The sequence below is a fragment of the Kitasatospora sp. NPDC036755 genome, from assembly GCF_040636595.1.
Taxonomy (GTDB): Bacteria; Actinomycetota; Actinomycetes; order Streptomycetales; family Streptomycetaceae; genus Kitasatospora.
This window is the reverse complement of the sequence record NZ_JBEZUT010000469.1, coordinates 1-5,029: the sequence shown is the minus strand read 5'-3', so window position 1 is coordinate 5,029 and position 5,029 is coordinate 1. Positions and strand designations below refer to the sequence as shown.

Here is a 5,029-nt window from a genome sequence, read left to right as displayed (position 1 = left end):
AACGGGCCCAGCACCGCAACTGGCCACCACCACAACCCGTAGCACCCACCATCACCCCGCGTAGCACCACTTAAAGTCACCGGCATTGGCCCTAGGCGCTCAGCCGGGCCCGGGGCCCGCCCTGCTCGGCCGCTTCCTCCCGTGCGGGCCTCGACCGATGGCCCGGCGTCGCCGGTTCGTGGGCGGTGGCGCCCCGGACCTCCGTGCCAGGCGGCGGATTCAACGCCGCCGGAAGGACGCCCACCGCTGGGCTGCCTGGTTCAGCCCGGCAGTCCACGGGTCCGGATCCGCTCCGGCGATGTCGGCCCACATCCGGGCCTGGGCCTGCGCGAAGACGTCCATCACCCTCGGGTCCCCGGTCTCCCAAGCCGGGACTCCGGCGGCCCACGCCTCAGCTGCGGCCGGGCTGTGGTCTCCCGCGGCGATCAACCAGATCACCCACAGGGCCGGGTCGATCCAGGGGGCGCCGCGTGTGGCCCAGGCCCAGTCGACCAGAAACGCGCGATCCTGGGGGATCAGCACGTTCTCGTTGTTCAGATCGGTGTGCACCAGGGCATCGCCGGCGAACCGGGCCGGCACCGTGGGATCGTCCACGTAGAGCGCCCACTGCTGCTCGGCGCGACGAAGCTCGATCGGGGGGCACGGGGTGCGGCCGAGCCGACTCAGGACGTCGACCATGAGTTCCAGATCCTCGGCGGCCCCGTAGTCGGCATGACGGCCCTCGACGTGCTCGAACGCGACCAGACTCCAGCCGTCAACCTCCAAGTGCCACAGCATCTTTGGGGCGATTCCCGGAAGGAAGGCATTGACCTCCGCCTCCCGCCGCTGGGTCCACACCCGCGGGTGGCCCAGGCGCAGGCCTTTGACGAAGACGCTGCCCTCCGTGGTGACGAGCCGGACGGCGATTTCGGAGTTGAACCCCGTCGGCACGGGCTCTGCGGCGAGAATCGGCCCTTCGAGACGGGCAGCGACAGCCAGCCGAACGGAGCCGTCCAGGTCTGCCCAACTGGCGCGGGTGGTGGTCATGCCTCCCAGGCTCCCAGAGTCGGCCCGAAGGCCGACGGCGTCAGGGCCGTCGGCCTTCGGGGCGGTGTCCTGTCGGCACGGGTTGTCGTCGCTGCACTCGGGGAGGGCATCGGCGCCGAACCCCTCCAGGTCGTCGATGAACGAGACCTCTATCGGATACCTCGGCGACGGCCCGAGCGTCTCCCTTGATTCATGGCGGGACTGACCGCGGTGTGGGCTCTCCGCCTGCCGAGAGCCCACACCGAAATCCCGTCCATCTGAAGAGCTTCTGGTCTGCCGGGGCCGTGCCCCGCGGCGATGCCGCAGGTGCGGGTGGCGGCCCGTGCGGGGCGAGTTCGGGCAAGTGGCTGTCGGGGAGGGGGCTGGTGGGCCATCCTCTTGGCCATGACCTCCGAGCAGCCGCCGCCCGCAGCCGGCTCCCGCCCGTCCCGCGGCCTGGTCCTCACCGTCGCCGCCGTGCTGGTCGTCCTGCTCGCGGTGGTGGCCACCGCGGTGCTCTGGCCGGACGACAAGAAGCCGGCCGCGGCGCCGCCCCCGCCCACTCCCACGGCCACCCCGACGCCGACACCCACCCCTACGCCCACGCCGCAGCCGCCGTACGCCTTCTTCCCGGTCGGCGCCTGCTTCGACCACCCGCAGCTGAGCCCGGTGATCACCAAGCCCGAGGAGCGGCCCTGCACCGGCGACCACGACGGCGAGGTGATCGCCGACCTCAAGCTCGCGGACGGCCTGACCGGCGAGATGCAGGTCGCCCTCGCCATGCTGAACGGCTGCAAGGAGGCCGAGGCCGCCGCCAAGGCCCGCCAGGGCGACGGGAAGACCTACTACGGCCGCCAGTTCGGCCCCGCCATGGCCAACTACCAGCAGGGCTGGCGCGACTACACCTGCACCCTCGCTGCCAGCAACAAGCAGGGCGGCCCCAAGCTCACCGCGCAACTGCGCCCGTAGCGGGTCTCGTCGTCGGAGCTCTCCGGCGCCGCCCCCGGCCCGCGGAGGGGCGGCGCCGGACTTCGGGTTCCCGGCCGGGGCCCGCACGTGGGGAGTGCCGGGCCGGGTGGGGGTGGTGGGGCGGATGCTGCCGGGGTGGCGGGGCGGGCTGACACAATGGGCGCATGTCCACCACACCCGCCGCTCCCGGCAGCACCGCCCTCGCCCCCGAGATCGCCGCCCGGCTCAAGCGCACCGAGGACGGGCTGGTCCCGGCCATCGCCCAGCAGTACGACACCGGCGAGGTGCTGATGCTCGGCTGGATGGACGACGAGGCGCTGCACCGCACCCTCACCACGGGCCGCTGCACCTACTGGAGCCGCAGCCGCCGTGAGTACTGGGTGAAGGGCGACACCTCGGGTCACGTCCAGGCGGTCAAGTCGGTGGCCCTGGACTGCGACGGCGACACCCTGCTGGTCAGGGTCGACCAGAGTGGCGCGGCCTGCCACACCGGCGACCGCACCTGCTTCGACGCCGACGTGCTCCCGCTGTCCTGACCCCTCCCGTCCACAACTCCAGAAGGTGCCGCCCGTCATGGATCTCGAAGCCTTCCGCAAGCTCGCCGTCGACACCCGGGTCATTCCGGTCACCCGCAGGCTCCTCGCGGACGGCCTCACCCCGATCGGCCTCTACCGCAGCCTCGCGGAGGAGCGGCCCGGCACCTTCCTGCTGGAGTCCGCCGAGCAGGGCCGCAGCTGGTCGCGCTACTCCTTCGTCGGGGTGCGCAGCGCCGCTTCGCTGACCGTCGGCCCGGACGGCGGCGCCCGCTGGCTCGGCACCCCGCCGGTGGGCATCCCCACGGAGGGCGACCCGCTGGAGGTGCTGCGCGCCACGCTGCAGGCGCTGCACACCCCGCGGCTGGAGGACGACGGCCTGCCTCCGCTCACCGGCGGCCTGGTCGGCTACCTCGGCTACGACATCGTCCGCCGGCTGGAGAAGCTGCCCGACCTGAACCCGGACGACCTGGGCCTGCCCGAGCTGACGATGCTGTTCGCCACGGACCTCGCGGTGCTGGACCACGCCGACGGCACGGTGCTGCTGATCGCCAACGCCGTCAACCACAACGACCTGGCCAGCGGTGTCGACGAGGCCTGGGCGGACGCGGTGGCGCGGCTGGACGCGATGGAGGCCGAGCTGTTCAAGCCGGTCGACCCGGGCCTGGCGACCTTCACCCCGGCCGGCCCGGGCGAGGTGCGCTCGCCGTTCGGCGGCGAGCCGTACCGGGCCGCGGTCGAGGTGATCAAGGAGCGGATCCGGGCCGGCGAGGCCTTCCAGGTGGTGCCCTCGCAGCGCTTCGAGGCGCCCTGCCCGGCCTCCGCGCTGGACGTCTACCGGGTGCTGCGCACCACCAACCCCAGCCCGTACATGTACCTGTTCCGCTTCCCCGGGCCGGACGGCGGGGCCGAGGGCGGCTTCGACGTGGTCGGTTCCAGCCCGGAGGCGCTGGTCAAGGTCACCGACGGCGAGGCGATGCTGCACCCGATCGCCGGCACCCGGCACCGCGGCGCCACCCCGCACGAGGACGCGGAGCTGGCCGCGGAGCTGCTCGCCGACCCCAAGGAGCGGGCCGAGCACCTGATGCTGGTGGACCTCGGCCGCAACGACCTGGGCCGGGTCTGCGAGCCGGGCAGCGTCGAGGTGGTCGACTTCATGCAGATCGAGCGGTACAGCCACGTGATGCACATCGTGTCGACGGTGACCGGCACGGTCGCCCCGGGCCGTACCGCCTTCGACGTGCTGACGGCCTGCTTCCCGGCCGGCACCCTGTCGGGCGCGCCCAAGCCGCGGGCGATGCGGATCATCGAGGAGCTGGAGCCGACCCGCCGCGGTCTGTACGGGGGTTGCGTCGGCTATCTGGACTTCGCCGGGGACTCGGACACCGCGATCGCGATCCGTACCGCGGTGCTGCGCGACGGCACCGCGTACGTGCAGGCCGGCGCGGGCGTGGTCGCCGACTCGGACCCGCACGGCGAGGACACCGAGTGCCGCAACAAGGCGGCCGCCGTGCTGCGGGCCGTCGCCACCGCCAATACGCTGCGGACGCCGGAACTGTCGTAGCGCCCGCGGTGGTCGCAGCGGCCGTACGTACCGGCGTCGTGACTGCCGGAGCGCGCGAGGAGGCGGCCGGGATGCCCGAGGTGCCGTACGACGAACTGCGCTGGGCGGTCGTGCTCGGCGCCGCCGGGCAGCTCGGCGAGCAGCCCGCCGGTCACGGCCGGGTGCTGTCCGGGGTGGCGATCGACTTCCCGGCGCCGCCCGGCGGCCCCGCCCCGCGACGGCGGGAGCAACGGCAGGAGCAGGACGGGCGGGACGGGCGGGACGCCCCGGAACCGGCCGTGCTCGCCCCGGACCTGGCCGTGCTGGCCCCGGACGCGGCGCGGGGCGGCCGGGGCCGGTTCGGCGCGGCCGGGGTGGAGGCGGTGCTGGAGGTGGCCCGGCCGGGCCTGGGGGAGACGTCGAGGGCGTACGCGCGCGGTGGCGTGCCGCTGTACGTGGTGGTCGATCCGGCGGCGGCGGTCTGCACGGTGCACACCGCGCCGTCCCCCGAGGGGGTGTACCGGGAGGCCGAGCGGGTGCCGTTCGGCAACGACCTGTTCCTGCCGCTGGGCGGCCGCACGGTGGTGCTGAGGACGGACGACTTCCCCGCCCGGTCCGCGACCGCGCCGCCCGCCCCGCCCGGGGCCCCGGCCCCCACCCCGGGTGCGGACCCGGGCGTCGGCCGGGGGATAGTGGACGGGTGACCGCTGAGCAGACCCCCGCCCCCGCCACCTCCGGCCGCCGCACCCTCGGCGTGATGCTGCTGCTGACCGTGCTGAGCGCCGTGCTGGTGCTGACCGCGGTCGGGCGGACCTGGGCCGAGGGGCGGGCGGGCACCCTGGACGTGTCCGTCACCGGCGGCAAGATCTCCGAACTGCCCGGCGGCCAGTCGGCCACCACCGGGCCGAACCGGCCCGCGCGGGTGCTGCCGACGAGGACGGCGACCTTCGGGCTCTGCTCCGTGGACATGGGGGTCCCC

Annotated in this window: 5 protein-coding genes and 1 pseudogene; 5 read left to right on the top strand and 1 reads right to left on the bottom strand. The window is 74.1% G+C overall.

The genetic code is table 11. From position 1 onward, the window contains the following. Positions 1-219: 219 nt before the first annotated feature. Positions 220-1,026 carry an aminoglycoside phosphotransferase gene (locus AB0E96_RS38140; protein ID WP_359830989.1) on the bottom strand — a complete coding sequence of 269 codons (807 nt, stop codon included), beginning with the start codon at positions 1,024-1,026 and terminating at the stop codon, positions 220-222. Between the two features lie 384 nt (positions 1,027-1,410). Between AB0E96_RS38140 and AB0E96_RS38135 the strand changes: the two genes are divergently transcribed. From AB0E96_RS38135 to AB0E96_RS38115, 5 genes and pseudogenes are all read left to right on the top strand, one after another. Next, positions 1,411-1,974: a hypothetical protein gene (locus AB0E96_RS38135; protein ID WP_359830987.1), complete on the top strand. Its 564-nt coding sequence runs from the start codon at positions 1,411-1,413 to the stop codon at positions 1,972-1,974. Positions 1,975-2,138: 164 nt separating this feature from the next. Then, positions 2,139-2,510 carry a phosphoribosyl-AMP cyclohydrolase gene (gene hisI / locus AB0E96_RS38130; protein ID WP_359830985.1) on the top strand — a complete coding sequence of 124 codons (372 nt, stop codon included), beginning with the start codon at positions 2,139-2,141 and terminating at the stop codon, positions 2,508-2,510. A gap of 37 nt (positions 2,511-2,547) precedes the next feature. Beyond that, the gene (locus AB0E96_RS38125) at positions 2,548-4,071 is read left to right on the top strand and encodes an anthranilate synthase component I (protein ID WP_359830983.1); all 1,524 of its coding nucleotides are present in this window, start codon (positions 2,548-2,550) and stop codon (positions 4,069-4,071) included. 38 nt (positions 4,072-4,109) lie between these two features. Continuing rightward, positions 4,110-4,754 (top strand): Uma2 family endonuclease, encoded by a 645-nt coding sequence (locus tag AB0E96_RS38120; RefSeq protein WP_359830981.1) that lies wholly within the window; start codon positions 4,110-4,112, stop codon positions 4,752-4,754. After that, a pseudogene (locus tag AB0E96_RS38115) lies at positions 4,751-5,029 on the top strand (hypothetical protein); the annotation flags it as partial. The gene AB0E96_RS38120 and the pseudogene AB0E96_RS38115, both read left to right, overlap by 4 nt.